The sequence below is a fragment of the Streptomyces sp. NPDC002574 genome (assembly GCF_042889545.1).
Lineage (GTDB): Bacteria > Actinomycetota > Actinomycetes > Streptomycetales > Streptomycetaceae > Actinacidiphila.
Window position 1 is genome coordinate 329,998 of record NZ_JBIARB010000006.1, and the last position, 26,091, is coordinate 356,088.

The window sequence follows — 26,091 nt, forward strand, 5'->3', positions numbered from 1 at the left end:
CCGATGACCAGCACTACGGACACCGCCGGGCCGGTCGGCCCGGGCACCGCGGGGGAGGCGCCTTCGGGCGCTCCCCGCCCGGGGCCGGGCAAGCCGCGCGACCCGCGACGACTCGGCCTGCTGCGCTACCTCGGCGGCAAACTCGCCGCCGCCGTGGTGAGCTTCGCCGTCACCCTCGTCATCTGCTTCGTGATGTTCAGCCTGATGCCGGCCGACCCGGTGCAGGCGCTGACCCGGGGCCGTCCGGTCAGCGACGCCCAGATGATCCAGCTGCGCCACCAGCTCGGCGTGGACCAGCCGCTGTGGCGGCAGTTCGTGTCGTTCGTGACGGACACCCTGCAGGGGAAGCTCGGTTACTCGTGGGGGCTCAAGGACTCGGTGGCCCACCTGATCGGTGAGCGCATCGGCCCCACGCTGCTGCTGATGGGGACCGCCACCGTGATCTCCGTCGTGCTCGGCCTCTGGCTCGGTGTCCGCAGCGGCTGGCGGCACGGCAGCCTCCTGGACCGGATCACCTCGGGCGCCTCGCTGACGCTGTGGTCCGTGCCGACCTTCTGGCTCGGCATGATCCTCCTGATCGTCTTCAGCGTCGGCATCGGGCCGATCCCCAGCCTGTTCCCGGCCGGCCAGATGAGCGACCCGTCCCTGGACGGCGGCGGGATCGAGCACGTCCTCGACGTGGCCCGGCATCTGGTGCTTCCCGCGACGACCCTGGTCCTGGTGGTGTTCGCGCAGTACGTGACCATCATGCGGTCCTCCATCATCGACGAGCTGGGCAGCCCGTACCTGCTGACCGCGCGCGCCAAAGGACTGCGGGACGACGTCGTCCGGCGCCGGCACGCGGTGCCCAACGCCCTGCTGCCCTCGGTGACCGTGATCTTCCTCCACCTCGGCACCATCGTCGGCGGGGCGATCACGGTGGAGACCGTCTACTCCTGGCCGGGCCTGGGCTATCTGACCTACCAGGCCCTCCAGGTTCCCGATCTCCCGCTGCTCCGGGGGACCTTCATCATCTTCAGCGCCTCGGTGATCATCATGAACCTTCTCGCCGACGTGGTGTACCGCTTCCTCGACCCGCGGGTGCGTGCCCAATGACCCACCTCGACACCGCACTCGCGCCGCCGCGGTTCCACGCGCTGCGCCGCTTCGCCCGCGCCTACGCGCAGCGCCCGTCCGGCCTGGCGGGCCTCGGCATCCTGCTGGCCTTCGGCCTGCTCGCTCTGTGCGCCCCGCTGTTCATCGGCGACGACCAGCTCGACGTGGTCAAGGTGGACGGCCCCCTGCTCGCGGCGCCGAGCGGGGGCTACCTGCTGGGCACCGACCAGGCGGGCCGGTCGATCCTGCTGATGACCATCTGGGGCGCCCGCTCGTCACTGGCCATCGGCATCATCGCCACGCTGCTGACCGTGCTGCTCGGCAGTGCGATCGGACTGCTGGCGGGCCACTACCAGGGCCGCGTCGGCAAGGCCCTGATGCACGTCACCGACTGGTTCATCGCGCTGCCCAGCCTGCCGCTGGCCATCTCGCTGTCCGCGGTGATCGGTCAGGGCTCGGCGTCCATCACGATCGCCATCGCGGTGACGAGCTGGACCGGCACCGCGCGCCTGATCCGCGCCCAGACGCTCGCCGTCGAGGCGCGGCCGTTCATCGAGCGGGCCAAGGCGCTCGGGGCCAGCGACGTCCAGGTGATGCTGCGGCACGTACTGCCCAATGTGGCACCGCTGATCCTGGTCTCCAGCACGCTGACGGTGGCCTCGGCCATCCTGTCCCAGGCGACCCTGACCTTCCTCGGCCTCGGCGACCCGATCAGTGTGTCCTGGGGCTCGATGCTCAACGCGGCGCTCGCGCAGGGCGCGGTGAGCGCCGGCGACTGGTGGTGGCTGCTGCCGCCCGGCGTCGCGATCCTCGTCGTCGTCCTGGGCTTCACCCTCACCGGACGGGCCGTCGAGCACGTCCTCAACCCCCGGATGGTGAGCGGCTCATGAGCATGCTCGAGGTACGCGACCTCAAGGTCACCTACCGGAACGGCAAGTACGGGAGCGACGTACCCGCCGTACGCGGAGTGAGCTTCGACCTCGACGGCGGCCAGACCCTCGGCCTGGCCGGCGAGTCCGGCTCCGGCAAGTCGACCATGGCGCTGAGCCTGCTGCGGCTGCTGCCCGCGTCCGCCCGGATCAGCGGCGAGGTGCGCTTCCAGGGCGAGGACACCCTGACCGCGTCCTGGAGCCGGCTCCGTGCGGTGCGCTGGGCCCAGGCGTCGGTGGTGTTCCAGGGCGCGATGAGCGCGCTGAACCCGGTGCAGACCATCGGCGACCAGATCTGCGAGCCGATCGTGCTGCACGAGAAGGTGGGCCGGCGGGCGGCACGTACCCGCGCGGCCGAACTCCTCGACAGCGTCGGTGTCCCCGCGCGCCGGCTGGGCAGCTACCCGCACGAGTTCTCCGGCGGCCAGCGGCAGCGCATCATGATCGCCATGGCGCTGGCCTGCCGCCCCGACCTGATCATCGCGGACGAGCCGACCACCGCCCTGGACGTGATGGTGCAGGCGCAGATCCTGCAACTGCTCACGGACCTGGTCCGGGAGCGGAACATCGGCGTCATCATGATCAGCCACGACCTGTCGGTGCTCTCGCAGATGTGCGACCGCCTCGCGGTGATGTACGCGGGGGAGATGGTGGAGACCGGGCCGTCCACCGAGCTGTTCGGCGACCCGCGCCACCCCTACACCCGGGCACTGGGCCGTGCGTTCCCGACCATCGGCGACCCGGCCTCGCGCCGTGCGCCCGCCGGGCTGCCGGGGGACCCGCCGAACCTGTCGCAGCTCGGCGAGGGCTGCGCGTTCGCCCCCCGCTGCCCCGAGGTGTTCGACGCCTGCCGGACCCGTGCCGTCCAGCTGTGGCCGAGCGGACCGGAGCGGGACGCCGCCTGCCTGCGCGTACTGCCCGAATTCCAGGGCGGGTCGGCAGACCTCACCGTCAGCAGAGGGAGCGAGAAGTGAGCACCACCGCAGAGCCCGCCGCCGACGCCCGGAGGGACGCGGAGGCGCCGGCGCTCGAGGTCCGCGACCTCGAGGTCACCTATCCGCCCCGGGGCGGCCGCGGCCCGGCCCACGCCGTGGACGGCGCCGACCTGCGGATCGGGCAGGGCGAGATCGTGGCGCTGATCGGCGAGTCCGGCTGCGGCAAGAGCACCCTCGCCAGGGCGCTGGTGGGGCTCGTCAAGCCCACCGGCGGTGAGGTCCGGTACCGCGGCGACGTACTGGGCCACTCCAACGCGGCGCTCAAGGAGCACCGGCGCCATGTGCAGTTGGTGCTGCAGGACCCCGGTGGCGCGCTGAACCCCCGGCAGACCGTCTACGACGCGGTCGCGGAGGGGCCGCGTCTGCACGGGATGACCGGCGACCTCAACGCCCGCGTGCACAACGCCCTGTCCCAGGCGGGGCTGCGGCCCCCCGAGGACTTCATAGGGCGCTACCCGCACGAGATGTCGGGCGGCCAGCAGCAGCGGGTGGTGATCGCCGGCGCGCTGGCGCTCGGCCCCTCGGTCGTCGTCGCCGACGAGCCGGTCGCCTCGCTGGACGCCTCGGTGCGCGGCGAGATCCTGAAGCTGCTGCTGGACCTCCGTGACGAACTGGGCCTGTCCGCCCTCGTGGTCAGCCACGATCTCGGCCTCGCCTGGAACATCGCGGACCGGGTGGCGGTGATGTACCTCGGGCGGATCGTCGAGGTCGGCACCGTGGAGGAGGTGCTGCTGCATCCGCAGCACCCCTACACCAAGGCGCTCTTGTCGGTGCTGCCGGACTCCGGACACGACCGGAGTCCCACCCTGCTGACCGGTGAGCCGCCGGACCCCACGGCGATCCCGGACGGCTGCCGGTTCCACCCGCGCTGCCCGCTCTTCGCCGGACTGGACGAGGACGCGCGGCGCACCGCCCGGTGCACCACGGACGACCTCCCGGTGCTCTCCGCGGACCCGTCCCTCGGCGCCCAGGTCGCCTGCCACCTGGCCGGGGAGAGCCGGGACGAGGGGGCCGGGGCCACCAAGGCCGGGGACGACCGGGACAAGGACAGCGGAGCCGCCCGATGACGGGCGGCGGCACCATCGTCCGGGGCTGCGCCCTGCCCGGCGCGTCCGGCGACGACATCGTGGTCGACGACGTCGACGGCCCCGAGGAGATGGCCTCGTGCATGGCGCTGTACGCCGACGTCATGGGCCTGCGCCCGGGTGACGGCGGCGTCAACCCGCGGCTGCTGACCGCCCTCCAGGCCAACAGCGGCCTGGTGGTGGACGCGCACCGGGGCCGGGAACTGGTCGGCTTCGCCTACAGCTTCCTGGCCCGCGAACGTCTCGAGGACGGCCGCGGCACGGCCGGCAGGTCCGCCTGGCGCTTCTACCAGTACTCGCAACTCGCCGTGGTCGCCCGCGCCCACCAGGGCAAGGGGATCGGCCGGCGGCTCAAGCACGCCCAGCGCGACCGGTGTCTGGCCGAGGGGATCACGCTGATGCGGTGGACCTTCGACCCGGTCAAGACCCGCAACGCGCACTTCAACCTCGATGTCCTCGGCGGCCGGCTGACCGCCGTCAAACCCGCCATGTACGGCCCGGACGGGTTCGGTGACGACACCGGCGAGGTGACCGACCGGTTCCTCGTGGACTGGCACCTCACCGAGCCGCCCCGGGCCGTACGGCCGCTGGTCCCCCGGGCCGGCTGGCGGCCCGGCACGGTGCACCGCGACGGGGAGGACGTCATCGTCGTCGTCCCCGCCCAGTGGCGGAACCACCGGGCCGAGCACGGCGCCCGTGCCGCGGCCGACCTGCGCCGGCGGCTGTGCGAGACCTTCGAGACCGTCCTCACCGAGCACGAAGGGGTGTCCTGCCGGCGGCTGGACGAAGATCTCGCGGCCTACCGGTTCGTGCCCCGCAGGGCAGACTAGGAATGCACCACATGCCCATCACCATCACCGAGGTCGAGCTCTCGCTGACGCGGCTCGACCTCGTCCACGAGTTCGAGACCAGCTCGCACCGCAAGTCCCACCTGGACCACATCCTCATCCGGGCCACCGCGTCGGACGGCACCGTGGGCTGGGGCGAGTGCGCCTCGCCCAGCGACCCGTACTACTGCGGCGAGTCGACCTGGAGCTGCTGGCACATCCTCAGCGAGTACCTCGTCCCCCTCCTGCTGGGCCGGCCCTGGGAGACACCGCGGGACGCGGCACGCCACACCGCCGCGGTCAGCGGGAACAACTTCGCCCGCGCGGGCCTGGAGATGGCCTGCTGGGACCTGTACGGCAAGACCCGCGGCGCGCCGCTGGCCGACCTGCTCGGAGGGACGGCCGAGCGGATCGCCGCCGGGGTCAGCCTCGGTATCGAACCGACCGTGGACCAGCTGCTGGAGCAGGTCTCCCGCCACGTCGGCGACGGATACCGGCGGGTCAAGCTCAAGATCCGGCCGGGCTGGGACATCGAGCCGGTCAGGGCCGTGCGCGCCGCCTTCCCCGGCATCGCCCTCCAGGTGGACGCCAACACCGCCTACATCCCCGGCCAGTCCGATCTGCTGACCGCGCTCGACGGCTTCGGCCTGCTCATGATCGAGCAGCCGTACGCCGAGGACGACCTGCTCTCGCACGCGGAACTGGCCGCCCGCCTCGACACCGCGGTCTGCCTGGACGAGAGCATCACCTCGGTGCCGGTGCTGAGGACCGCGCTGCGGCTGGGGGCCGCCGACGTCGTGAACATCAAGGTCTCCCGGCTGGGCGGGCTGCACCCCGCCAAGGCCGTGCACGACGTGTGCGCCGAGGCCGGTGTCCCGGTCTGGTGCGGCGGCATGCACGAGTTCGGGATCGGCCGTGCCGCGAACCTCGCGCTGGCCGCCCTTCCGGGATTCACCCTGCCGTCCGACGTATCGGGGTCCGACAAGTACTACCGGAGGGACATCGTGTCCCCGCCGATCCGCGCCGTCGACGGCCTGGTGGAGGTGCCGCGCGCCCTGCCCGGGATCGGGGTCACCGTCGAGGAGCATGTCGTGGCCGAGCACACGCTGCGCACCTGGACCGGCGCGGTGGACCGTACGAACGAGGGGAGCCGCCCGTGAAGGTCCTCATCTCCGCGGACATGGAAGGCGCCACCGGCGTGACCTTCCCCGACGACGTCCGCCCGGGCCACGCCCGGTGGGAGTACCACCGGCGGTTCCTCACCGCCGACGTCAACGCCGCGGTGGCCGGCTTCGCCGCGGCCGGGGCCACCGAGATCCTGGTCAACGAGGCCCACTCCGACCAGCGCAATCTACTGCTCGACCGGCTCGACGAGCGGGCACGGCTGCTGATCGGCACCCACAAGCCGCTGGGCATGATGGAGGGCATCGACCGCTCGCCCGACGCGGTGGCCCTCGTCGGCTACCACACCGGTGCCGGGCAGCCCGGTGTGCTCGCCCACACCTATCTGCCGAACACCATCACCGAGGTGCGCATCGACGGCCGCCCCGCCTCCGAGGGACGGATGAACGCGCTGCTCGCCGACGAGTACGGGGTGCCCGTCGTCCTCGTGACCGGCGACGACCTGTGCTGCCTGGACTCCGAGGACTGGGCCCCGCACGCCGCGCGCGCCGTCGTGAAGACCTGCGTCGACCGCTACGCGGCGATCTGCCTGCCGCCCGTCCACAGCGCCGCCCGGATCACCGAGGCCGCGCGCGAGGGGCTGCGGGCGCTGCCCGAGCCCGTGGGGCCCAAGGCGCCACCGCCGGGCGGCTACACGTACGAGGTGGCCTTCGACGCCGCCCACCTCGCACCGGCCGCGACCTACATCCCCGGCGTCGAGCAGACCGACCCGCTGACGGTGCGCTTCACCCTGCCCACCATGTACGAGGCGATCCGCTGCTTCCGGGCGGTGACCCGGGTGGCCACATCCGCCATGGAGAGCTGCTATGGCTGAACCGATGGACGAACTGCTGGACCGGGCAGCCCTGTTGAGGGAGCGGGCGTTGCGCCGGCTGGAGACCCTGGTGAACGCCGAGAGCCCGTCGGGCGACGCCGCGCGCATCGAGGTCGTCACCAGGGAGCTGGAGGCCGCCTACACGGCCGTCGGGGCGCGCACCGAGCGCGTTCCCGGCCCGGACGGCGACCACCTGGTGTGCCACTGGCCGGGTGGCGACTCCGGCGACGGCCACATCCTGATGATCGGTCACTCCGACACCGTCTTCCCCGCGGGGACCACCGCCGAGCGGCCGTTCCGACTGGAGCCCGACGGCGACACCGTCACCGGCCCCGGGGTCTTCGACATGAAGGGGTCCCTGGTCGAGGTCGAACTGGCCATGCTGCTGCTGGCCGGCACCGGTTCCCGGCCCTTCCGGCCGGTCCGGCTGGTCGTCGTCAACGACGAGGAGATCGGCAGCCCCGACGGCCGCCGTCTGGTGGCCCGGCACGCCGAAGGGGCCGTCGCCGTGCTCGGCCTCGAAGCGCCGCTGCCCGGCGGCGCGTTGAAGACCGGACGGCGCGGGGTGGCCCGGATCCGGATCGACGTGGAGGGCGTGAGCGCCCACGCGGGCCTCGACCCCGGCCTCGGCGTCCCGGCGATCGACGAGCTGGTCGACCAGCTGAGGGCCCTGCGGACCGTGGTCCCGGCACCGCCGGCCGCCGAGCTCAACGTGGGCACGATCCAGGGCGGTACCCGGGCCAACGTGGTGTCCGGGCACGCCCGGGCCGAACTGGGCCTGCGCTTCGCCGACCAGGAGGCCGAGGACGCCACCCTCGCCGCGGTGGAGTCGATCGTCCCGTTCCGCGACGGCGCACGGATCAGCACCACGCGGGTGTCCCACCGGCCCGCCTGGGCCGCCGACCCGGCCAACCCGCTCGCCGCGGAACTGATCCGGCTGGCCGGTGCCCTGGGGCTGGAGCTGACCACCGGGACCTCCGGCGGGGCCGGGGACACCAACCACACCGGAGCGGCGGGGATCCCCACCGCGGACGGGCTCGGCCCCGAGGGCGGCGGCGCGCACAGCGCCACCGAACACGCCTCGGTGCGCTCGCTGCTGCACCGGGCCGCGCTGCTGGCCGCCTATCTGCGCGGCCCCTCCGCCGCGGCCGAGGACAAGGAGAACACGTGAGCACCCGAGCCGGATACGTCCGCCCCCGGGGACTGCGCGCGGGCGACCGCGTCGCGGTCATCGCCGCCAGCGGCCCGCCGAACCAGGAGCGGCTCGACCGCGGTGTCCGGGCACTGCTCGACCTGGGCCTGCGGCCCGACGTCCTCGGCTCGGCCCGTGCCGCGGGCGAGTACCTGGCGGGGGACGACGACCTGCGCGCGGCCGACCTCACCACCGCGCTCACCGACCCGGCCTACGCCGCCGTGCTGTGCGCCTGCGGCGGTTACGGCGCCCAGCGCACCCTGGAGCTGGTCGACTGGGAGAAGATCGGCACGCCCTCGCCCCGGGTCCTGGTGGGCTACTCCGACGTGACGTCCCTGCTGGAGGCGGTCGCCGTCAAGCTGGGCTGGGCCTCGCTGTTCGGGCCCATGGTCGCGGGCCGGGACTTCCACCAGGGCCAGTACGGCTTCGACACCCTCGCCCGTCTGCTGACCGATCCGGAGCCGGTCCGCGAGCTCGTCTTCCCCGGCGCCAGGACGCTGGTGCCGGGCGTCGCGGAGGGCATGACCCTGGGCGGCACCGCGAGCATGCTGACCAGCTCGCTGGGCAGTGACACCTCGCTGCCCGCCCGGGGCGGCATCCTCTTCCTCGAGGACGTGGACGAGGAGCCCTACCGGCTCGACCGGATCCTCACCCAACTGCGCCGCTCCGGGTACCTGGACGGCGTGGCGGGCATCCTGTGCGGCACCTGGACCGGCTGCGGGGAGCCGGAGCAGGTCGAGCGGCTGCTCCGCGACCGGCTCGGCGGTCTCGGTGTCCCGGTGCTCACGGGGGCCGACATCGGCCACGGCGTGCCGATGCAGACCTTCCCGGTCGGCGTACGGGCCCGACTCGACGCCACGGCGGGAGTCCTGCGGTTCCTGGAACCGGTCCTGTCGGCGTCCTGAGCCCGGCCGCCCGCGGCGGTGTGTCGCGGGCGGTTCGCGGCGCACCTGTGACGTGCGCCGCAGACGGCCCGCCCTAACTTGAATCCCAGATGCGCATTATCTAGCCTCGGGGTATGCGCCTCACCAAGTCCACCGACCTCGCGCTCCGCGCGGTGATGGCCCTCGCCGTCACGGGCGAGCCGTCCACCGCGCGGGACGTCGCCGACGCGGTACGGGTCCCGTACTCGCACCTGGCCAAGGTCGTGGCCCGGCTGCAGCACCTCGGGATCGTCGAGACCCGGCGCGGCCGCGGCGGGGGCCTCGCCCTCACCGCCGCCGGGCGCACGGCCTCGATCGGTGGCCTGGTGCGGGAGCTGGAGGGGGCCGGGGACGTGGTGGACTGCGAAGGGGAGGTGCCGTGCCCGCTGGCCGGTGCCTGCCGGCTGCGCGGGGCGCTGCGCCGCGCGCAGGAGGCCTTCTACGTCTCCCTCGACCCGCTCACGGTCGAGGACCTGACGGCCGCGCCGACCGGACCGGTCCTGGTGGGGCTGGTCGGGCGGGGCCCGTCCGGTCCCGGCGTCTGAGGCGCTCCCTCCCGCTGTCCGTTCCCCCGCCGCACGGGGCGGCCTTTCGTGCGCCCTTTAATGCGAATATCACATGCCTATTAAGGAGCCGTCCATGCTCAGCGAGAAGTCCGCAGCGACCGTCCGCGCCACCCTGCCCGCCGTCGGCGCGGCGATCTCCGAGATCTCCGAGCGCTTCTACGACCGGCTCTTCGCCGCCCACCCCGATCTGCTGCGCGACCTGTTCAACCGCGGCAACCAGGCGGACGGCACCCAGCGGCAGGCGCTCGCGGCGGCCATCGCCCACTTCGCGACCGCCCTCGTCGAGCACCCCGACCAGCGCCCGGACGCCATGCTGGCCCGCATCGCGCACAAGCACGCCTCCCTCGGCATCAGCCCCGGCCAGTACGAGGTCGTCCACACGCATCTGTTCGCCGGCATCGCCGAGGTCCTGGGCGACGCCGTCACCGAGGAGGTCGGCGCGGCCTGGGACGAGGTCTACTGGCTCATGGCGAACGCCCTCATCGCCATCGAGCAGCGGCTGTACGCCGAGAAGGGCGTCCTGCTCGGCGACACCTGGCGCCCGTGGGAGGTGGTCGAGCGCGTCCGTGAGACCGAGGACGTCGTGACCTTCCGGCTGCGCCCCGCCGACGGCGGCCCGCTGCCCGCCTTCGGCCCTGGCCAGTACGTCTCCGTGCGCGTCGAACTCCCCGACGGCGCCCGCCAGATCCGCCAGTACAGCCTGTCCGGCGCCCCGGGCGAGGCCACCCGCCAGTTCAGCGTCAAGCGGGTGCGCGGCGACGCCGGCGACCCGGCGGGCGAGGTCTCCGGCCACCTCCACGACCACGTGGCCGAGGGCGCGCGGCTCGAACTGTCCGCCCCCTACGGCGATGTCGTCCTGCGCGACGAGGGCGCGCCGCTGCTGCTGGCGTCCGCCGGGATCGGCTGCACCCCGATGCTCGCGATGCTCCACCAGCTGGCCGGCTCCGGCTACGAGGCCCCCGTCGCCGTCGTCCACGGCGACCGCACGCCGGCCGACCACGCACTGGCCGCCGACCACCGGGCCCTGACCGGGAAGCTGCCCCGGGGCAGCGCCCGCTTCTGGTACGAGGACCCCCAGGGCGCCCTGTCCGGCGACCGGAGCGGCCGGGTGGACCTCGGTGACGTCCCGCTGCCCGACGGGCTCCAGGCGTACCTCTGCGGCCCGCTGCCGTTCCTGCGCGCCGTCCGCACCCAGCTGCTGGAGCGCGGGGTCCCCGCCTCCGCCGTGCACTACGAGGTCTTCGGCCCCGATCTGTGGCTGGGCCGGGACTGACCGTCCACACTGGTCGGATGGCAGCAGTGGAGAAGGCCGGCGGCAAGGCGGTCAAGCGCAGCGCGGGAATCCTGCTCTTCCGCGGCACCCCGGGCGCGACGCCCGAGGTGCTGCTGGGCCACATGGGCGGCCCCTTCTGGGCGTCGAAGGACGCCGGCGGATGGACCATCCCCAAGGGCGAGTACGAGCCGGACGAGACCGCGGAGGCCGCCGCCCGGCGCGAGTTCCTGGAGGAACTGGGCCTGCCGGTGCCGGACGGCGAGCTGCTGCCGCTGGGGGAGAACACCCAGCCCAACGGCAAGATCGTCACCATCTGGGCCCTGGAGGGCGATCTCGACACCGCCCTCGTCGTGCCCGGCACCTTCACCATGGAATGGCCCAGGGGATCGGGGAACGTCCGCGAGTTCCCCGAGGTCGACCGCGCCGAGTGGTTCCCCCTCGACGCGGCCGGCGACAAGATCCTCACGGCGCAGCGCACCTTCCTCGACCGCCTCCACCGCCTGCTCGCCGCCGCGGACTAGCCCCGGCCCCGCCGCCCCCGGGGAGTCGGCCGCGCGGGGGTGCGTGTCCGGGCGCGCCGCCCAGGCGGCCTCCCGGCCGCTGGGAGCCGCCCGCGTCGGCGGCGCGCCCGCGTCGACCCCTCCCTAGAGGTCCCCGGCGGAGCCGTTGTTGCCGCGTTCGGAGGAGGAGTAGATGGACTCGATCTGCGTCGCGTACTCACGCAGGATGGCGTCCCGGCGCAGTTTCAGGGACGGCGTGAGCAACCCGTTGGCCACGGAGAACTCCTGCGGCAGCACGCGGAACGCGCGGATGGACTCGGCGCGCGAGACGACGGCGTTGGCGACCGAGACCGCCCGCTGGAGTTCGGCCCGCAGGTCGCGCGCGGCCATGCCCGCACTCATCTGCACGGTTTCCGGGTCGAGCGTGATCAGGGCGGCGATGAACGGGCGGTTGTCGCCGATGACGACGCACTGCGAGACGAACGGGTGCGCCCGCAGCCGCTCCTCCAGCACCAGGGGGGCGACGCTCTTGCCGCTGCTGGTGATGATGATGTCCTTCTTGCGCCCGGTGATCGTGAGGTAGCCGTCCGGGTCGAGCCGCCCCACGTCGCCGGTGGCCATCCAGCCGCCGAGCCGCCAGACGGCCTGGTTGGCCGCGGGGTTGGCGTGGTACCCGGCGAAGACGGTGCTCCCGCGCACCAGCACCTCGCCGTCAGGGGCGATGCGCACGGCGCAGCCCGGCAGTGCCCGGCCCACCGTGCCGAAACGCACCTTGCCCCGCGGCTGGGCGGTGACGGCCGCCGTCGTCTCGGTCAGCCCGTAGCCGTCGTAGATCGTCAGACCCGCGCCGGCGAACAGCAGCGCGAGGTCGCGGCTGAGCGGGGAGCCGCCGGAGACGGTGTAGTGCACCCTGCCGCCCAGGATGTCGCGGATGCGGCCGTACACCATGCGCTCGAAGGCCGAATGCGCCGCCCTCAGCAGCGGACCGGGGCCCGGTCCGCCCTCCACGGTGTGCCGTTCCGCGGCCTCGGCCCAGCGCACGGCGACGTCGGCGGCCCGGTCGAACAACTGGCGCTTACCGGCCCGCTCGGCGGCCTGCCGCGCTCCGTGGATGATCTTCTCGAAGATGTACGGGACGGCCAGGACGATGGTCGGCCGGAAGGTCGCGAACGCCGGCAGCAACTTGGCGGGGGACAGGTCCGGCTGATGCCCCAGCAGCACACCGCCGCGCACTGCGCAGACCGAGATCATCAAGCCGTATATGTGCGACATGGGCAGGAACGCCAGGACCGAGGCCCGCTGCCCGGGCGGCGCGAACAGGGCGCCGTAACCGGCCAGCAGGGTGTCGCACTCGGCGGCCAGGTTGGCGTGCGTGATCAGGCAGCCCTTGGGCGGCCCGGTGGTGCCCGAGGTGTACGCCACGACCGCGACCGACTGCGGTTCCACCTCCCAGCGCCGCTGCTCCACCAGCACCGCGGGAACCGCCCGGCCGAGCGCGCCGAGCCACCGCACGCAGTCCGCGTCGAGCTGCCAGATGCGGCGCAGCGCGGGCAGGGTGTCGCAGACGGCGCCCACGGTCATGGCGTGGTCCTCGTGCTCCACCACGATCGCCACGGCCCCGGAGTCGGCGAGGATCCAGCGGACCTGCTCGGCCGAGGACGTCGGGTAGACCGGCACGACCCGTGCGCCCACCGACCAGAGGGCGTAGGCGAACAACGTCCACTCGTAGCGGGTCCTGGCCATCACCGCGACCGGGTCGCCGAAGCGGATCCCCTCGGCGACGAGCCCCTGCGCGAGTTCGACCACCTCGTCGCGGAACGCGGCGGCCGACACCTCGTGCCAGACCTCGCCGTCCGGTTCGTCACGGCGGGCGAGGGCGGGCGTGCCCGGCCGCTTCCAGGCCGCCTCGTACACCGATTCCGCGAGTCCCCCCGACCGCAGCGGCTCCGCCAGGGGCGGAAGGCCGAATTCGCGCAAGGTGCCCCCTTCCCCGAGCCAGTGCCACGCCGCACCCGGATCCGGCGTGGACGGAAGATATCCGGCCAATGGGCCACCTGCCTAGAGGTGGGGCGGAAGCGGCGGTCCCGGTGCGAACGGGAAGCTCCGGTCGGCCGGGGCGTGCGTCCGGAACCGGGGTGCCCCGGACGCACGCCCCGACGCCGTCTCAGGCGGGCAGCGCGGCCAGCCAGTCGGCCAGGATCCGGTTGACCTCGTCGGGCCGTTCCTGCTGGACCCAGTGGCCGCAGTCGTCGAGGAGGCGGGAGGAGACCAGGCCGGGAAGGGTGTCGGGGAAGGCGCCGATGGCGTCGGCCATCCACGCGACGGAGGCGTCCAGGGCGCCGGCGACGAACAGCGACGGCTGGAGGACGGGAGCGCCGTCGAACGCGGCGAGGTCCTCCCAGTCGCGGTCCATGTTCCGGTAGCGGTTCAGCGCCCCGGTCGTCCCGGTCCGCTCGAACTCCCCGGCGCAGGCGTCCAGTCCGTCCTCACCGAGCCACGCGGGCGGCGGCCCGGCGGGGAAGCGGTCGCGGAGCCTGCCGCCCGCGCCGACGAAGTACGGGCTCGCGGCGCCCGGCGGCGGCATGGTGCCGGCCGACAGGGCCGCGTAGAAGCCCGCCAGCCAGCCCCGCACATCGGGCTCGATCTCGGCCTCCGCGCGGCCCGGCTCCTGGAAGTACGAGACGTAGAACTCGTCCTCCCCGGCGCCCCCGCCCATCCGCGCGAAGACCTCACCGGGTCGCGGTCCGCCGCGTGGTGCGTAGGGAACGCCGAGCATTCCCACCGCGCGGAAGACCTCCGGTTCGGTCAGGGCGGAGTTGGCGGCGATCGCCGAACCCCAGTCGTGGCCCACCACCACGGCCGTCTCCTCGCCCAAGGCGCGTACCACCGCGACGTTGTCGGCCACCAGGTCGAGCATCCGGTACGCCTCCACGGCACCCGGCCGGGAGGACCGGCCGTACCCGCGGACGTCGACGGCGACCGCGCGGTATCCGGCCGCCGCGAGTGCCGGCAACTGGTGGCGCCAGGAGTACCAGCCCTCGGGGAAGCCGTGCACGAGGAGCACCAGCGGCCCCTCGCCCTGCTCCACCAGATGGATCCGGCCCGCCGGCGAGGTGACCAGACGATGCCTTGCCCTACTGCCCTGTTGCGTCATGCATCCCTCCACGACCACTGATCCGTCATGTCGTGACACGGTGCCCTCCGGCCGTTCCGTGCCCACGACCCGATCATGCGGGGGTCCCGTGCGGCGGGCGAGTTTCCTTGCCGTTCCGGCAACGCGGTGCCGGGCGGGGGCGGCCGCCGCCCGCCGCACCCATCGGCGTATGATGGGAGGTCGCCCTTGACCTGCAATAACGCGGGCAGGGAGCCGAGTCCGGGAGTTTCGCGATGCTGCGCACCATGTTCAAGTCCAAGATTCACCGTGCCACGGTGACCGAGGCCGACCTGCACTATGTCGGATCCGTGACCATTGACGCCGAGTTGATGGAGGCCGCCGACCTCCTCCCCGGCGAACTGGTCCACATCGTCGATGTCACCAACGGTGCACGGCTGGAGACCTACGTCATCGAGGGCCGGCGCGGTTCCGGCGTCATCGGCATCAACGGTGCCGCGGCCCATCTGGTGCATCCCGGGGACCTCGTGATCCTCATCAGCTATGCCCAGGTGGACGACTCCGAGGCCCGTGACCTGCGGCCGAAGGTCGTTCATGTCGACGCGGGCAACAGCATCGTTGCCCTGGGCGAGGACCTTGCGGAGCCCGTGCCGGGAAGCGAGACCACGGCCGGACCGCAGGTGGCGTATGGGGCCTGAGGGGGTCCTGTGAAGGCTGTGCTATTGTCCGCTCCAACTTCGAGGTATCCGCCCTGGTACACACCGTGACCACGGACGGAACACCGGTGGGGGAGCGGCCGGCGGCCGTACCCGCACAGCACGCCTCGGGCCTGACGTACCAGCAGCTCTCCGTGCCCCGGTGGATCGGCTGGGCGGCCACGGAAACCCTCGTGCCCGGGCCCGGACACCGCCGTCCGCGCGAGCGGACGGCGGAGCACCGTTTTGTTCGGCCCGAAAGGAACTGAGTCCATGCACGCTGGCAGAGCTGCCAGACTGCGCACCGCGATATTCGTGGTCCTCACTCTCACCGCGTCGACCGCTGCCGCAGGCTGCGGCGGCCAGTCGGGGAGCGACGGGGGCGCTGTCAGGGTGGGCATCGCGCTCCCTACCAAGGCCCAGACGCGGTGGATCGCCGACGGCCAGAATATGGTCAAGCAGTTCAAGGCGAAGGGGTACGAGACCGACCTCCAATTCGCCGACGACAACGTTGACACGCAGGTCGACCAGGTCCAGCAGATGATCGACGAGGGCGACAAGGTCCTCGTCATCGGCGCGGTCGACGGCTTCGAGCTCGGTGAGGTGCTCCAGCAGGCGCACCGGGCCGGCATCAAGGTCATCGCGTACGACCGCCTGCTGCTCGGCACCAGCAACGTCGACTACTACGCCAGCTTCAACAACGACAAGGTCGGGCAGCTCCAGGCCGACTACATCGTCCAGAAGCTCGGCCTCAAGCAGCACCCGGACCACACGTTCACCCTGGAAATCTTCGCCGGTGACACCGACGACAACAACGCGCAGTTCTTCTTCAACGGCGCGATGAACGTCCTCCAGCCGTACATCAAGAACGGCCAGCTGGTCATCAAGAGCGACCAGGCCCGGCTCAGCCAGGTGGCCACGCTCAAGTGGGACGCGTCCATCGCCACCGAGACGATGACGACCCGGCTGCACAACTACTACGGTTCGTCCACCGTCGACGCCGTCCTCGCCCCCAACGACGGCATCGCGCGCGGTGTCATCGAGGCCCTGAAGAAGGACGGGTACGGGACGGACAGCAAGCCGATGCCGGTCATCACCGGCCAGGACGCCGAGGTGGACTCCGTCAAGGAGATCATCAACGGCGAGCAGTCGATGACCGTGTACAAGGACACCCGCAAGCTCGCGGCCCGTGCCGTCGAGATGGCCGGCGCGGTCCTCTCCGGCGCGAAGCCGGAGATCAACAACGACACGGACTACGACAACGGCAACAAGGTCGTGCCCGCGTACCTGCTCACCCCGGTCAGCGTCGACAAGGGCAACTACAAGAAGTTGCTGATCGACAGCGGCTACATCAAGACCTCCGACTTGAAGTGACCCACGACGAAGGGCCGGGCGGAACACAATGTTCCGCCCGGCCCTCGTTGTTTTCCGTTGTGGGCGAGTGTCAGAAGATCACGTTGAGCAGACCGAAGTTCGAGAAGCCGCGGCCGTAGCCGAAGCCACCGCCGAACCCGCCGCCGTAGCCGCCGCCGTGGCCGCCGAACTTGTGGCCCTTGCCGCCGTGGCCGCCGTGGCCATGACCGCCGCGGCCGCCCTCACCGAAGCCGCCGCCGAAGCCGCCGCGGCCGCCCTCGCCGAAGCCGAAGCCACGGCCGAGGCCGAGACCGCCGAGGCCGAAGCCGAAGCCACGACCCAGACCCAGGCCGCCGAAGCCGAAGCCACGGCCGAAGCCGCCGCCGCCGAAGCCGAGGCCACGGCCGAAGCCGCCGCCGCCGAAGCCGAACCCGCGGCCGAAGCCGCCGCCAAAGCCATAGTCGTCAATGCGGATCACGCTGTAGCCGAAGCCGTTGTTCCTGCCGTGCCCACCACCCTTGCCGCCGAAGCCGCCACGACCGCCGAAGCCGCCGAAGTTGCCGCTGCCGATGTTGCCGCGACCGAAGTTGCCGCTGCCGATGTTCCCGCGACCGAAGTTGCCGGCGCCGAGGTTGCCGCCACCGAAGTTGCCGGCGCCGATGTTCCCGCCGCCGAAGCCGCCGCGGCCGCCCTCGCCGAAGCCACCTCCGCCGAAGCCGCCGCCGCCGAAGCCGCCCTCGCCGCCGCCGCCGAAGCCGCCGCCGCCGTTACCGCCGCCGAAGCCTCCGCCATTGCCGCCGCCGAAGCCTCCGCCGTTACCGCCGCCGAAGCCTCCGCTGAAGCCCTCGGCGCCGTTGCCACCGCCGAAGCCCTCGCCGCCGTTGTCGCCGAGGTTGCCGCCGTCACGGGCGCCGAGGTCATTGCCGCCGTCGACCGCGTTGTCGGCGGGGTCGTCACCGGCGAGCGTGCCGCCGTTGTCGGCCGGGTCCAGGTTGCCGCCGTTGTCGGCGGGGTCGAGGTTGCCGCCGTTGTTGGCCGGGTCGGCAGCCGGGTCGGCGGCCGGGTCGGCGGCCGGGTCGGCGGCCGGGTCCGCGGCGTCGAGGGTGCCGCCGTTGTTGGCCGGGTCCGCGGCGTCGAGGGTGCCGCCGTTGTTGGCCGGGTCCGCGGCCGGGTCGACGTTCCCGCCGTTGTCCATCGAGTTGTCGGCCGGGCCGTCACCGGCCAGGGTGCCGCCGTTGTCGGCCGGGTCGGCGGCCGGGTCGACATTGCCGCCGTTGTCCACCGAGTTGTCGGCGGCGTTGTCGTTCCCGCCGTTGTCGTCATCCTCGTCGAGCAGCCGCGTCTGGCTGCTGCTGTCGCGGAGCACCGTGTGGCCGGCGGCGGCGGCCGAGCCGGCGCTCGCGGCGATCAGGCCGGTGGCCAGGAGTCCGGTGGCGACACCGAGAGCGGTGCGGCGCGTCAGACTGGTTCGCATGAGGGTCCTCTCCTCGGACGCGTGGTCGGCGGCGGTCGCCGCCTCTGCGATCAGTCGTACGTCCCCCCGCCGGAGCCCGCCCGTCGAGCGGAGCGTCCGGGCGACAACGTGGCCAAGGAAGTGACGCACTGCCACGAGACGGCCGGGGCCTTCCTGACTCGGTGACAGGCGGCGCCGGCCGGGCTTCCCAGCGTCGGTGTCCGGAATCAACTACCCCTCGAGTGAGGTGATATGGGCCTGCCGCGTCGGCATCGGGTCCGGAGGCCGCCTCCCCCGTCCGGCGGCACGAGGGGCCGTCCGAAGCGATCAGCCGCCGCCCGGTGCGCCGCGTCGCAGCCGTCCGGTGATGGCGCGGGCCCGTCGGTGCACCCGGGCGGACATTCCCTTCGAAGCGGGGGCGGCGGCGACCAACTGTTCGGACAGCCAGCGGGAGCGCTGTTCGAGGTCCAGCTCGTTCAGCAGCCGGTCGATGTTGGCCAGCAGCGCCCCGTACAGATCCCAGTTCTCCCAGCGCCGTTCGGTCTCCGCCCGCAGCAGCGCCGCGATCCGGTCGCGCTCCTCCCGGCCGCGCCGCAAGGCGTCCTCCAGCCGCGCTTCCGCCTGCTCGGCACCCGCGGTGACCTGGGCCGCGATCAGCCGGCCGTAGCTGTCCACGGCGTCGGCCATGTCGGCGAAGAGTTCGTCCATCCCGTCCGCGAGTTCCCCGGAGAACAGCGGCTCGCGCGGCCCGCGCTCCCGCTCCATCTCGGTCAGGGAGCGGCACAGCGTCCGCATCAGGACCGTGGAGACCTCCAGGGTGTCCAGGCCGCTGCGCAGGATCAGCCGGGCCATCGCGCCCTCCGCCGGTCTGACCCGCGGGTTGAGCCGGGTGCCCTCCTCCGCCCGGCGCAACGACGCGTCGAAGCGGGCGATCTCGTTGTCCAGCCGCCGGGCCTCCATCAGCCACGTACGCGCCCGTTCCGCGGTCGCGCCGGCGCGCAGTTCGCCACCCATACGGACCATCAGCAGCCTCATGTGCTCGGCCAGCTCGCGCACCGCCTCACCGGCGGGTTCGACGAACGCCGGCGGAGGCACGACCACGTTCAGCAGCACGCCCACGGCCGCCCCGACCAGGGTCTCCATGACACGGTCCACGGCCTCCCCGGACGGGGCCGGCACCGCCAGGATCAGCATCGCGCTGATCGCCACCTCGGCCACGAACTCGTCCACCCGGATGAAGTGCCCGGTCACCAGCGACGCCAGGATGATCAGCCCGAGGCTCCACCACGTGAGCCCGATCAGCTCGCTGAAGCCCACCGCGATGAGCACGCCCGCCACCACGCTGAGCACCCGGCGGATGCCCGTCGTGACGGTCGTGAAGAGGGTGACCTGGACGACGAGCAACGCCGTCAGCGGGGCCGTCAGCGGTGCCGGGTTGGGCAGCACCCAGACGGCCACGGCGTACGACAGGACCGCGGCCACCGTCGAGCGCGCCGTCTGCACGGCGATCGGGTCGCTGTTGAGCCGCGTGAGGTCGGCGAGGCGTGGGGGGAGGCCGGCGGGCACACAGCCACTATCCCCGGCCGCACGGCCGGGGGAGCGGAGCGCGGACGGTGCGCCAGCGCGTGTTTCGAAAGTGCCGCCGCACGGAGGGCGGCGGCGGCCGGGGGCCGTCCGGCGTGGGCGGGTCCTAGCCCGCCGGTGTGAATCCGGTCCCCGACACGCCTCGGGAGCGGGGCCGCCGCCCCGGCACGGCGCTTCATGGTGCGGCGCGGAAGTTGTCCGATCCCGGCGAGCGAGGTGCAGGTGCCCATGGCGCGAGCGGTACGGCCCGTGCGCGGGAGCGGAGTCCTCGCCGCGGCGCGGGAGTTGTGCGTCGCGGGGGCCGGGTGCGGGACCGGAGCGGCCGTTCGTGCTGCCGTGCGGTGAGGGTGGGCGTCCCGCCTCCGCTGCCGGGGCCGCTGGCCGGTCTGGCGCCGCTGCTGGACGACTACGGCTACCTGGCGGTCGGCGTGCTCGTGCTCCTCGACAACTGCGGCATCCCCGTGCCGGGCCAGACGATCCTGGTCGTCGCCGCCGCCTACGCGGGCACCGGGCGGATGGACCTCGCGGGCGTCGTCGCGGTCGCCACGGCCGCCGCCGTGCTGGGCGACTGCCTCGGCTACCTCATCGGACGCAGCGGCGGGCGGGCCTTCGTGCACCGCTGGGGCCGCTACGTGCTGCTGACGCCGGCACGCTTCGCGCGCGGGGAGGCGTTCTTCGCCCGCCGCGCGGACCTGGTGATCGTTTTCGCGCGCTTCGTGGACGTCCTGCGGCAGACGAAGGGCATCATCGCGGGCACCGCGGGCATGCCCTGGTGGCGGTTCCTCGGCTGCACGACGCTGGGGGCCCTGCTGTGGGTCGGGGCCTGGGCGGGCGTCGGCTACGCGGCGGGCACCCGGCTCGGGTCGGTCTACTCCTGGGTCACCCGCTCGCAGGTGTACCTGCTGATCGCCCTCGGCGTGCTGCTTGCCGCGCTCGTGGCCCGCCGGCTCTGGCGCCGCCGTCGCGACGGCGACGCCGGCCGGTGAACTCCCGCCGTTCCCGGGAGCATCCCCCGGTGGCTCAGGCCACGCAGAACTCGTTGCCCTCCGGGTCCCGCAGCACCACCCCGTAGTGGTCGACCCCCGGCGTGGACAGCACCCGCAGCCGGGAGGCACCCGCCGCGAGCAGCCGTTCCACCTCGGCGTCGACACGCTCCTTGCGGACCGGCAGCGGGACGTCCTCGCGCCGGCCGCCCACCTTCACGTCCAGATGCAGCCGGTTCTTCCCGGACTTGCCCTCGGGCACCCGCTGGAACCAGATCCGCGGCCCCGCCCCCTCCGGGTCCACGATGGAGTCGCAGCAGTCGGAGTCGCCCAGCTCCTCCTCGGGGACGCCGATGCTCAGCCAGTACTCCCGCCAGGTGGGGAAGCCGGCGGGAGCGTCCTCCGGCTTGTACCGCAGCGCCGCGGCCCAGAAGCGCACTTGTGCCGCGGGGTCGGCGCAGTCGATCGTCAGCTGGAACGCGAGCATGACCAGTCCCTCCCGGGGAGACGACCGGCCCGAGGTGGTACCGGCACCGCCATGTTCCCCCAGGGGACTGACAACGGGCGCCGGCGCCGGTGCGTCAGCCGGCCGACTCCAGGCGGAAACCCACCTTCAGCCCGACCTGGAAGTGGCCGACCTGCCCGTTCTCGAAGTGGCCGCGGACCTGGGTGACCTCGAACCAGTCCAGATTGCGCAGCGTCTCCGACGCGCGGGCGAGCCCGTTGCGAATGGCCGCGTCGACGCTCTCGTCCGACGAGCCGACGATCTCGGTCACCCGGTAGGTGTGGTCGGTCATATCGGTCTCCCTGAACCGTGGGCGGATGGTCCGGCTTCCTCCACCGTGCCTCACGGCCCGTCGCGCCGCGAGGGGAAGGACGGGGCCCGCGCGTTAGCCGGCGACGACGGCCGGGAAGGCGTTCCGCATGGCCAGGGCCAACGACGAGGTCGAAGCCCTGCTCCAGGAGTACGCCGACCTCGTCCGGATCACCGGTGGCGACGCCTTCAAGGCGCGCGCCTACGAGAAGGCCGCCCGCGCCATCGGCGGCCACCACGAGGACGTCTCCCGGCTCGACGACAAGGCGCTGCGCAAGATCCCCGGAGTCGGCAGGTCCGTCGCCGAGAAGGTGACCGAATACCTCGGCACCGGCGCGGTCTCGGCCGTGGAGGAACTGCGCGCCAGGATCCCGGCGGGAGTCCGGGAGATGACCGCGATCCCGATGCTCGGTCCCAAGCGCGCGATGACGCTCTACAAGGAGCTGCACATCGCCTCCGTGCGCGAACTGGCCGAGGCCGTCGAGCAGGAGCGGCTGCGCGACCTGCCCGGCTTCGGCCCCCGGACCGAGGAGAACATCCTGCACGGCATCGGCCTGATGCGGTCCTCCGGCGGCCGGGTCCCCCTCGATGTCGCCACCGAGCTCGCCGAGGAGGTCGTCGCGGCCCTGTCGGGGATCACCGGCTGCCGGCGCTGCGCCTACGCGGGATCACTGCGCCGTATGCGCGAGACGATCGGTGACGTCGACGTCCTCGTCGCCGCCGAGCGGTCCGCCCCTTTCATGGAGGCGTTCACCCGTCTGCCGTACGCCGCCGAGACCGTCGTTCGCGGCGGGAAGAAGACCTCGATCCGCACGGCCAAGGGCCTGCAGGTGGACCTGCGGGTGGTGCCGCCGGACTCCTGGGGCGCCGCGATGCAGTACTTCACCGGCTCCAAGGCGCACAACATCCGCACCCGCGAGCTGGCCGTCCACCACGGGCTCAAGCTCTCCGAGTACGGCCTCTTCGACGCCGGAACCGGTGAGCTGATCGTCTCCCGCACCGAGGAGGAGGTCTACGCGCGGCTGGGCCTGCCCTGGATACCGCCCACCCTGCGCGAGGACCGCGGGGAGATCCAGGAGGGCCTGGCGGGCGGACTCCCCGAGCCGGTCGCCGACCGGGACATCCGCGGCGACCTGCACACCCACACCGACCTCACCGACGGAGTGGCCGGCCTGGAGGAGATGGTCGAGGCCGCCGCGCGCCGCGGCTACGCGTACTACGCCGTCACCGACCACGCACCCGACCTGTTCATGCAGCGGATGACGGACGAGAAGATCCTCGCCCAGCGCGAACGCGTCCGCGCCCTGGACCGTGCCCACCGCGGTATGCGCGTCCTGCACGGCACCGAGCTCAACATCGGCCCGGACGGCGGCCTGGACTGGCCCGACGACTTCCTGGCGGGCTTCGACCTGTGCGTCGCCTCGATCCACTCGCACTTCCAGCAGGACCGCGCCGCCCTCACCCGGCGGCTGGTGCGGGCCGCGGAGAACCCCCACGTCAACATCATCGGCCACCCCACCACCCGGATGCCGGGCCGGAGGCCGGCCATCGACGCGGACTTCGACGAGGTCTTCGCCGCCTGCGCGCGTACCGGCACCGCGCTGGAGGTCAACGCCCAGCCCGCCCGGCTGGACCTCGGCGACGAGCTCATCCTGCGCGCCCGCCGGCACGGCGTGCGGTTCGCCGTGGACAGCGACGCGCACTCCACCCTCCACCTGGACTTCATGCGCTACGGCGTCGGCACCGCCCAGCGCGGCCGGCTCACCAAGGACGACGTGATCAACACCTGGCCCCTGACCCGCCTGCGCCGTTTTCTGCGCAAGAACGGCGGTACGCATCCGTGACCCCGCACGGGGTAGGCGAGGGACAACGGACCAGAACCACGGCCAGGACATCGAGGAGAGCACGATGCTGCTGCTGGGACTTCTGCTCATGGGCGCGACAGCCGCCTTCACCGGGCTCCTGATCTCGGACAACCTTTCCGGAGGGCCCGACTACACCGTGACGATGTTCGGAACGGACATCGCCACCCTGAACACCCTCGGCGTCTTCCTCGCCGGCATCGCCCTCGGCCTGGTGTTCTGCGTGGCCGCGGGCATGGCGATGGCGGGCGCCGGACGCTCGCGGAGCCGCCGTGCCGAGCTGCGCACCCTGCGCCGGCGCGCACGGGCGCACGAGGCCGCCGCGGCGACCCCGGCCGGCACCACGGACGCGGGGACCGCCGACACCGCCACGACCACCACCGGGAAGACCACCGCCACCGTGCCTTCGCGCCGCAGTCGTATGCACCTGTTCGGGCACTGACCCCACCGCGCCGCCCGCGCGGCCGGCTCCGTGCGGCGGACCCGTCGAAGATGCCCACCTGACCCGCTGCCCCCATCCTTGGAACGGGCGACGATCAAGGAGGCCAGGACGTGTCCACCACGAAGATCTGCTGCGTGGCCGGCGCACCGTGCTGGGTCAGTCTGATGGCGCGCGACCTGGACGTGGCGAAGGCGTTCTACGGGCCGCTGCTCGGGTGGACCTTCGAACCGGGCCCGTCGCGCTGGGGACCGTACGAACGCGCGATGATCGACGGCACCGAGGTCGCGGGCATCGGAGCCATCGCCCGCGACTGGGAGACCTCCGTCGCCTGGACGACCTACTTCGGCGTGGAGAGCGCGGACGCTACCGCCTCCGACATCCGCGACCGCGGCGGCACGGTCGCCGTCGGCCCGCTGGACTTCGACGCCGGGCGCCTGGCGCTCGTCGCCGACTCCATGGGCGCGTCGTTCGGCATCTGGGAGGGCGAGCAGGGCCCGCCGCGCAAGCTGCGCATGCACGGGGCGCCCACCTGGATCGAACTGCGCACCCGGGACGCCTTCGCGGCCGCCCTCTTCTACGGCGAGGTCTTCCACTGGGACCGGCGCGGCCCCCGCTACATGGTGGAGTGGGAGAACGACCGCGTCGTGCTGTACGTGGACGGACACAGCGTGGCGGGCATCCGTGGCGGCGGGGTCGAGGCGGCGGCCGATCCGAAGGTGCGGCCGCGCTGGCACGTCTTCTTCGCCGTCGACGACGTCGACGCGGCGGTCACCCGCGCCAAGGAGCTGGGGGCCGAGATCACCGGCGAGCCCATCGACAGCGCCTACGGTCGCGTCGCCGGCATCCGCGATCCCGAGGGCGGCCTGCTGTCGCTGATCAGCGATCACCCCTGACCGGCCGGGAGCGCCATGGAGTGGTTCACGGCTCCCGAGTACTGGCTGAGCCGGGTCGTCATCCAGCGCGGCCTGGCCGTGCTGTACTTCGTCGCCTTCGCGGGCGCCGCTCACCAGTTCCGCGCCCTCATCGGCGAGCACGGCCTGCTTCCCGTGCCCCGGTTCACCGCCCGGGTCCCCTTCTCCCAGGCGCCGAGCCTGTTCCACTGGCGCTACTCCGACCGCCTCTTCGCGACCGTCGCCTGGGGCGGGGCCGCGCTGTCCGCCGCCGTCGCCGCCGGGGCGGCCGACCTCGTGCCGTTGTGGGCGGCGATGCTGCTGTGGACCGTGCTGTGGCTGCTCTACCTGTCCATCGTCAACGTCGGCCAGACCTGGTACGCGTTCGGCTGGGAGTCCCTGCTGCTCGAGACCGGCTTCCTCGCCGTCTTCCTCGGCAACGACGAGACCGGTCCCCCGGTGCTCGTCCTGTGGCTGATGCGCTGGCTGCTCTTCCGCGTCGAGTTCGGCGCGGGCATGATCAAGATGCGCGGCGACGCGTGCTGGCGCGACCTGACCTGCCTGGTCTACCACCACGAGACGCAGCCCATGCCCGGCCCGCTCAGCTGGTTCTTCCACCGGCTGCCCCGGCCGGTGCACCGCGTGGAGACGGCGGCCAACCACTTCGCGCAACTCGTCGTCCCGATCGCGCTGTTCACACCGCAGCCGGTGGCGAGCATCGCCGCCGCGATCGTGATCCTCACCCAGCTCTGGCTGGTCGTGTCCGGCAACTTCGCCTGGCTGAACTGGCTCACCATCGTGCTCGCGGTCTCCGCCGTCGACGGCTCCCTGCTCGCCGCGCCCCCGGCGCGCGCAGCCGCCCCTGCGCCCGGCTGGTACGAGGGCCTGGTACTGGCCGCCACCGTGCTGGTCGTCCTGCTCAGCTGGTGGCCCGCCCGCAACCTGGTCTCGCGCGGCCAGATGATGAACGTGTCCTTCAACCGGCTGCACCTGGTGAACTCCTACGGCGCCTTCGGCAGCGTCAACCGCGTCCGCATGGAGGTCGTCGTCGAGGGCACCGACGCCGCGGAGCTCGGACCCGGCACCGTCTGGAAGGAGTACGGCTTCAAGGGCAAACCCACCGATCCGCGCCGGATGCCCCGCCAGTTCGCCCCGTTCCACCTGCGCCTGGACTGGCTCATGTGGTTCGCCGGGATCTCCTCCGCCTACGCCTGGCCCTGGTTCCTGCCGTTCGTCGGGAAACTGCTCGACAACGACCCCGGCACCCTGCGCCTGCTGCGCAGCAACCCGTTCCCGCACACGCCACCCACCCATGTGCGGGCCCGCCTTTACCACTACCGCTTCACCGACTGGAACACCCTGCGCACCACGGGCACCTGGTGGGACCGCACCCTGGTGCGCGACTACCTCCCGCCGGTCGACCGCGACAGCCTCGGCCGTCACGGCTAGGGCCTGTTCGGCGTGGTGATCTCCGTTGCAGGGTCCCGCCGCTGATGTCGTGCACGACATCACCGTGAGACCA

At 72.7% G+C, this 26,091-nt stretch carries 25 protein-coding genes; 19 read left to right on the plus strand and 6 right to left on the minus strand.

Going from position 1 to position 26,091, the window contains the following annotated elements; all coding sequences use genetic code 11:
- Positions 1 to 3: 3 nt before the first annotated feature.
- The 12 genes from ACFYXS_RS16575 (at position 4) to ACFYXS_RS16630 (ending at position 11,402) form a co-directional block, all read left to right on the plus strand.
- Complete coding sequence (locus tag ACFYXS_RS16575) at positions 4 to 1,095, plus strand: ABC transporter permease (RefSeq protein WP_389248525.1); 1,092 nt, start codon at positions 4 to 6, stop codon at positions 1,093 to 1,095.
- Positions 1,092 to 1,985, plus strand: a complete 894-nt coding sequence (locus ACFYXS_RS16580; RefSeq protein ID WP_319658032.1) for an ABC transporter permease — start codon at positions 1,092 to 1,094, stop codon at positions 1,983 to 1,985. Before ACFYXS_RS16575 ends, ACFYXS_RS16580 begins: the two co-directional genes overlap by 4 nt.
- Positions 1,982 to 2,998 (plus strand): ABC transporter ATP-binding protein, encoded by a 1,017-nt coding sequence (locus ACFYXS_RS16585; protein ID WP_389248528.1) that lies wholly within the window; start codon positions 1,982 to 1,984, stop codon positions 2,996 to 2,998. The genes ACFYXS_RS16580 and ACFYXS_RS16585 overlap by 4 nt, the downstream gene beginning before the upstream one ends.
- Entirely contained in the window at positions 2,995 to 4,086 is a 1,092-nt protein-coding gene (locus tag ACFYXS_RS16590) for an ABC transporter ATP-binding protein (RefSeq protein WP_389248530.1), read from the plus strand. The genes ACFYXS_RS16585 and ACFYXS_RS16590 overlap by 4 nt, the downstream gene beginning before the upstream one ends.
- A complete protein-coding gene (locus ACFYXS_RS16595) occupies positions 4,083 to 4,934 on the plus strand; it encodes a hypothetical protein (RefSeq protein ID WP_389248532.1) in 852 nt (283 codons plus the stop codon). Before ACFYXS_RS16590 ends, ACFYXS_RS16595 begins: the two co-directional genes overlap by 4 nt.
- 11 nt (positions 4,935 to 4,945) lie before the next feature.
- Positions 4,946 to 6,091, plus strand: coding sequence for an o-succinylbenzoate synthase (menC, locus tag ACFYXS_RS16600; RefSeq protein ID WP_389248534.1), 1,146 nt, complete (start codon positions 4,946 to 4,948; stop codon positions 6,089 to 6,091).
- Positions 6,088 to 6,927 carry a M55 family metallopeptidase gene (locus ACFYXS_RS16605; protein ID WP_389248536.1) on the plus strand — a complete coding sequence of 280 codons (840 nt, stop codon included), beginning with the start codon at positions 6,088 to 6,090 and terminating at the stop codon, positions 6,925 to 6,927. Before menC ends, ACFYXS_RS16605 begins: the two co-directional genes overlap by 4 nt.
- On the plus strand, positions 6,920 to 8,098 hold the full coding sequence (locus ACFYXS_RS16610) for a M20/M25/M40 family metallo-hydrolase (RefSeq protein ID WP_389248538.1): 1,179 nt from the start codon (positions 6,920 to 6,922) through the stop codon (positions 8,096 to 8,098). The genes ACFYXS_RS16605 and ACFYXS_RS16610 overlap by 8 nt, the downstream gene beginning before the upstream one ends.
- The gene (locus tag ACFYXS_RS16615) at positions 8,095 to 9,024 is read left to right on the plus strand and encodes an LD-carboxypeptidase (protein ID WP_389248540.1); all 930 of its coding nucleotides are present in this window, start codon (positions 8,095 to 8,097) and stop codon (positions 9,022 to 9,024) included. Before ACFYXS_RS16610 ends, ACFYXS_RS16615 begins: the two co-directional genes overlap by 4 nt.
- Before the next feature lie 113 nt (positions 9,025 to 9,137).
- A complete protein-coding gene (locus ACFYXS_RS16620; protein WP_389248542.1) occupies positions 9,138 to 9,587 on the plus strand; it encodes an RrF2 family transcriptional regulator in 450 nt (149 codons plus the stop codon).
- 94 nt (positions 9,588 to 9,681) lie between these two features.
- Positions 9,682 to 10,881 carry a globin domain-containing protein gene (locus ACFYXS_RS16625; RefSeq protein ID WP_389248544.1) on the plus strand — a complete coding sequence of 400 codons (1,200 nt, stop codon included), beginning with the start codon at positions 9,682 to 9,684 and terminating at the stop codon, positions 10,879 to 10,881.
- A 17-nt stretch (positions 10,882 to 10,898) separates the two neighbouring features.
- Positions 10,899 to 11,402, plus strand: a complete 504-nt coding sequence (locus tag ACFYXS_RS16630) for an NUDIX domain-containing protein (protein ID WP_389248546.1) — start codon at positions 10,899 to 10,901, stop codon at positions 11,400 to 11,402.
- Positions 11,403 to 11,525: 123 nt separating this feature from the next.
- Here ACFYXS_RS16630 and ACFYXS_RS16635 read toward each other — a convergent pair whose 3' ends face one another.
- The gene (locus ACFYXS_RS16635) at positions 11,526 to 13,358 is read right to left on the minus strand and encodes an AMP-dependent synthetase/ligase (RefSeq protein WP_389248548.1); all 1,833 of its coding nucleotides are present in this window, start codon (positions 13,356 to 13,358) and stop codon (positions 11,526 to 11,528) included.
- A 187-nt stretch (positions 13,359 to 13,545) separates the two neighbouring features.
- The gene (locus ACFYXS_RS16640) at positions 13,546 to 14,535 is read right to left on the minus strand and encodes an alpha/beta fold hydrolase (protein WP_389248550.1); all 990 of its coding nucleotides are present in this window, start codon (positions 14,533 to 14,535) and stop codon (positions 13,546 to 13,548) included.
- A gap of 233 nt (positions 14,536 to 14,768) precedes the next feature.
- On the opposite strand from ACFYXS_RS16640, the gene panD reads away from it, so the two are divergent.
- Complete coding sequence (gene panD, locus ACFYXS_RS16645; RefSeq protein ID WP_389248552.1) at positions 14,769 to 15,191, plus strand: aspartate 1-decarboxylase; 423 nt, start codon at positions 14,769 to 14,771, stop codon at positions 15,189 to 15,191.
- 270 nt (positions 15,192 to 15,461) lie between these two features.
- Complete coding sequence (chvE, locus tag ACFYXS_RS16650) at positions 15,462 to 16,562, plus strand: multiple monosaccharide ABC transporter substrate-binding protein (RefSeq protein ID WP_389248554.1); 1,101 nt, start codon at positions 15,462 to 15,464, stop codon at positions 16,560 to 16,562.
- Positions 16,563 to 16,632: 70 nt separating this feature from the next.
- On the opposite strand, the gene ACFYXS_RS16655 is transcribed toward chvE, so the two are convergent.
- Both ACFYXS_RS16655 and ACFYXS_RS16660 read right to left on the minus strand, forming a co-directional pair.
- Positions 16,633 to 18,015 carry a hypothetical protein gene (locus tag ACFYXS_RS16655; RefSeq protein ID WP_389248556.1) on the minus strand — a complete coding sequence of 461 codons (1,383 nt, stop codon included), beginning with the start codon at positions 18,013 to 18,015 and terminating at the stop codon, positions 16,633 to 16,635.
- Between the two features lie 306 nt (positions 18,016 to 18,321).
- The gene (locus tag ACFYXS_RS16660) at positions 18,322 to 19,560 is read right to left on the minus strand and encodes an aromatic acid exporter family protein (protein WP_389248558.1); all 1,239 of its coding nucleotides are present in this window, start codon (positions 19,558 to 19,560) and stop codon (positions 18,322 to 18,324) included.
- A gap of 365 nt (positions 19,561 to 19,925) precedes the next feature.
- Between ACFYXS_RS16660 and ACFYXS_RS16665 the strand changes: the two genes are divergently transcribed.
- On the plus strand, positions 19,926 to 20,564 hold the full coding sequence (locus ACFYXS_RS16665) for a DedA family protein (RefSeq protein ID WP_389248560.1): 639 nt from the start codon (positions 19,926 to 19,928) through the stop codon (positions 20,562 to 20,564).
- 34 nt (positions 20,565 to 20,598) lie between these two features.
- Here the strand turns inward: ACFYXS_RS16665 and ACFYXS_RS16670 are convergent, their stop codons facing one another.
- Entirely contained in the window at positions 20,599 to 21,048 is a 450-nt protein-coding gene (locus ACFYXS_RS16670; RefSeq protein ID WP_389248562.1) for a VOC family protein, read from the minus strand.
- A 94-nt stretch (positions 21,049 to 21,142) separates the two neighbouring features.
- Positions 21,143 to 21,358, minus strand: a complete 216-nt coding sequence (locus ACFYXS_RS16675) for a dodecin (protein WP_384283707.1) — start codon at positions 21,356 to 21,358, stop codon at positions 21,143 to 21,145.
- Between the two features lie 127 nt (positions 21,359 to 21,485).
- On the opposite strand from ACFYXS_RS16675, the gene polX reads away from it, so the two are divergent.
- From polX to ACFYXS_RS16695, 4 genes are all read left to right on the plus strand, one after another.
- On the plus strand, positions 21,486 to 23,219 hold the full coding sequence (polX, locus tag ACFYXS_RS16680) for a DNA polymerase/3'-5' exonuclease PolX (protein ID WP_389248564.1): 1,734 nt from the start codon (positions 21,486 to 21,488) through the stop codon (positions 23,217 to 23,219).
- Positions 23,220 to 23,283: 64 nt separating this feature from the next.
- The gene (locus ACFYXS_RS16685; protein ID WP_389248566.1) at positions 23,284 to 23,679 is read left to right on the plus strand and encodes a hypothetical protein; all 396 of its coding nucleotides are present in this window, start codon (positions 23,284 to 23,286) and stop codon (positions 23,677 to 23,679) included.
- 110 nt (positions 23,680 to 23,789) lie between these two features.
- A complete protein-coding gene (locus ACFYXS_RS16690) occupies positions 23,790 to 24,572 on the plus strand; it encodes a VOC family protein (protein ID WP_389248568.1) in 783 nt (260 codons plus the stop codon).
- A gap of 15 nt (positions 24,573 to 24,587) precedes the next feature.
- On the plus strand, positions 24,588 to 26,018 hold the full coding sequence (locus ACFYXS_RS16695; RefSeq protein WP_389248570.1) for a lipase maturation factor family protein: 1,431 nt from the start codon (positions 24,588 to 24,590) through the stop codon (positions 26,016 to 26,018).
- Positions 26,019 to 26,091: the final 73 nt, after the last annotated feature.